The sequence below is a fragment of the Rhizobium sp. TBD182 genome (assembly GCF_001950375.1).
Lineage (GTDB): Bacteria > Pseudomonadota > Alphaproteobacteria > Rhizobiales > Rhizobiaceae > Agrobacterium > Agrobacterium tumefaciens.
Genome location: NZ_BDLN01000012.1, coordinates 49,508 through 51,455, shown reverse-complemented (window position 1 = coordinate 51,455; position 1,948 = coordinate 49,508). Strand labels below are relative to the sequence as shown.

At 52.9% G+C, this 1,948-nt stretch carries 1 protein-coding gene and 1 pseudogene; both read left to right on the top strand.

All coding sequences use genetic code 11. The features are described from left to right. Window positions 1-619 (top strand): annotated as a pseudogene (tnpC, locus tag T18_RS28010) (IS66 family transposase); the annotation flags it as partial. Window positions 620-846: 227 nt separating this feature from the next. Continuing rightward, window positions 847-1,948 (top strand): cytochrome P450 (locus T18_RS24160; RefSeq protein ID WP_323455266.1); only part of this gene is annotated, 1,102 nt, incomplete at its 3' end.

Genomic DNA, 1,948 nt, shown 5'->3' with positions numbered 1-1,948 from the left:
GGCGAACTCTACAAGGTGCGACGCATGTCGGATGTATGGCTCACGCCAGGCGACGCTTCGTCAACGCCTTGAAGGCCGGGAAAAAAAACAAAGCTGCCCACCCGCACAGGCTTTGAAGTTCTTCGACCAACTCTATCGGATTGAAAGGCAAGCTCGGGAAGAAAAGCGGGTTGAAGGCGAAACGCAGGCCGATTGTATCCGGCGCATGCGCCAGAAGCACAGCCTCCCCGTTCTCAAAGCCTTGAAGGAGTGGCTAGACAACATGGCCCCCAGGGTCGTGCCCGACACCAAGCTCGGCGATGCAATCTCCTATACGCGAAACCAATGGGAATATCTGACGCGCTACATCGAAGACGGCAGGATGCCGATCGACAACAATTTATTGGAACGCGATATCAGAGTATTTGCCACGGGCAGAAAGAGCTGGCTATTTTGCGACACCGTCAGTGGGGCGAACGCAAGCGCCGTCGTCTATAGCTTGATGTTGACCTGCCGTGCCTGTGGTGTCGAGCCCTTCGCTTGGTTGAGGCACATCTTCACCGAGCTGCCGCAGCGCCCTGATGGCGCCGATATCGACGATCTGCTCCCGTTTAACTTCGCCAAATCAACTCCCGTATAATCGGACAAGGGCGCCATAATCTAACGCGTCAACGCGCAGCGAATTGAGCGCTTACGATAGCTCTGCAATGACGATCTGATTTGTTCGTTACAGATGAAACCCGATTCTAATGTGTAAGACTATTTTTTGTTGCTACCGTAGGGCGAGAGCAGTCGCATGGGCTAAGCCTTTAAGTCTTATTGCCATTTACGTCGTCTCTCGCGTCGTCTTTGGTAAGGTATATTACAATGATTGCGAACAGCTCTACCGATGTCTCTGTGGCCGACCAGAAGTTTCTAAATGTCGCGAAGTCAAATCAAATCGATCCCGACGCCGTTCCTATAAGCAGACTTGATTCTGAAGGTCACAGTATTTTCGCAGAATGGCGACCGAAGCGTCCGTTTCTTCGGAGAGAAGATGGCATCTTTCTCGTTCTCCGCGCAGACCATATCTTTCTGCTGGGCACCGATCCACGTACCCGGCAAATAGAAACTGAGCTCATGCTGAATCGAGGCGTCAAAGCTGGTGCCGTTTTTGACTTTATAGATCACAGCATGTTGTTTTCGAACGGTGAAACGCATGGGAAACGTCGCTCAGGCCTTTCAAAGGCGTTCTCATTCCGCATGGTTGAAGCGTTGCGCCCGGAGATTGCGAAGATAACGGAATGTCTGTGGGACGATCTACAGAAAGTTGACGATTTCAATTTTACTGAAATGTACGCGTCGCAATTACCTGCGCTGACGATCGCAAGTGTCCTTGGCTTGCCGTCTGAGGACACGCCGTTTTTCACACGACTAGTTTATAAGGTTTCCCGCTGCTTGAGCCCGTCATGGCGCGATGAGGAATTCGAGGAGATTGAAGCTTCCGCTATCGAGCTTCAGGATTACGTTCGGAGCGTGATCGCGGATAGCGGTCGTCGGATGAGGGATGATTTTCTCTCGCGCTACTTGAAGGCGGTACGGGAAGCCGGAACGCTTTCGCCAATTGAGGAGATCATGCAACTCATGCTTATCATACTCGCTGGGAGCGATACAACGCGCACTGCGATGGTGATGGTGACGGCTCTTGCGCTCCAAAATCCCGCGCTCTGGTCTTCTTTACGTGGCAATCAATCCTATGTCGCAGCCGCCGTGGAGGAAGGGCTCCGATTCGAGCCGCCAGTTGGCTCATTTCCGCGGTTGGCCCTCAAGGATATCGATCTGGATGGATACGTGTTGCCAAAGGGAAGCCTCCTCGCGCTCAGTGTCATGTCTGGCCTGCGAGACGAGAAACACTACGAGCATCCTCAGCTTTTTGATGTTGGGCGTCAACAGATGCGTTGGCACCTCGGGTTTGGCGCGGGTGTTCATC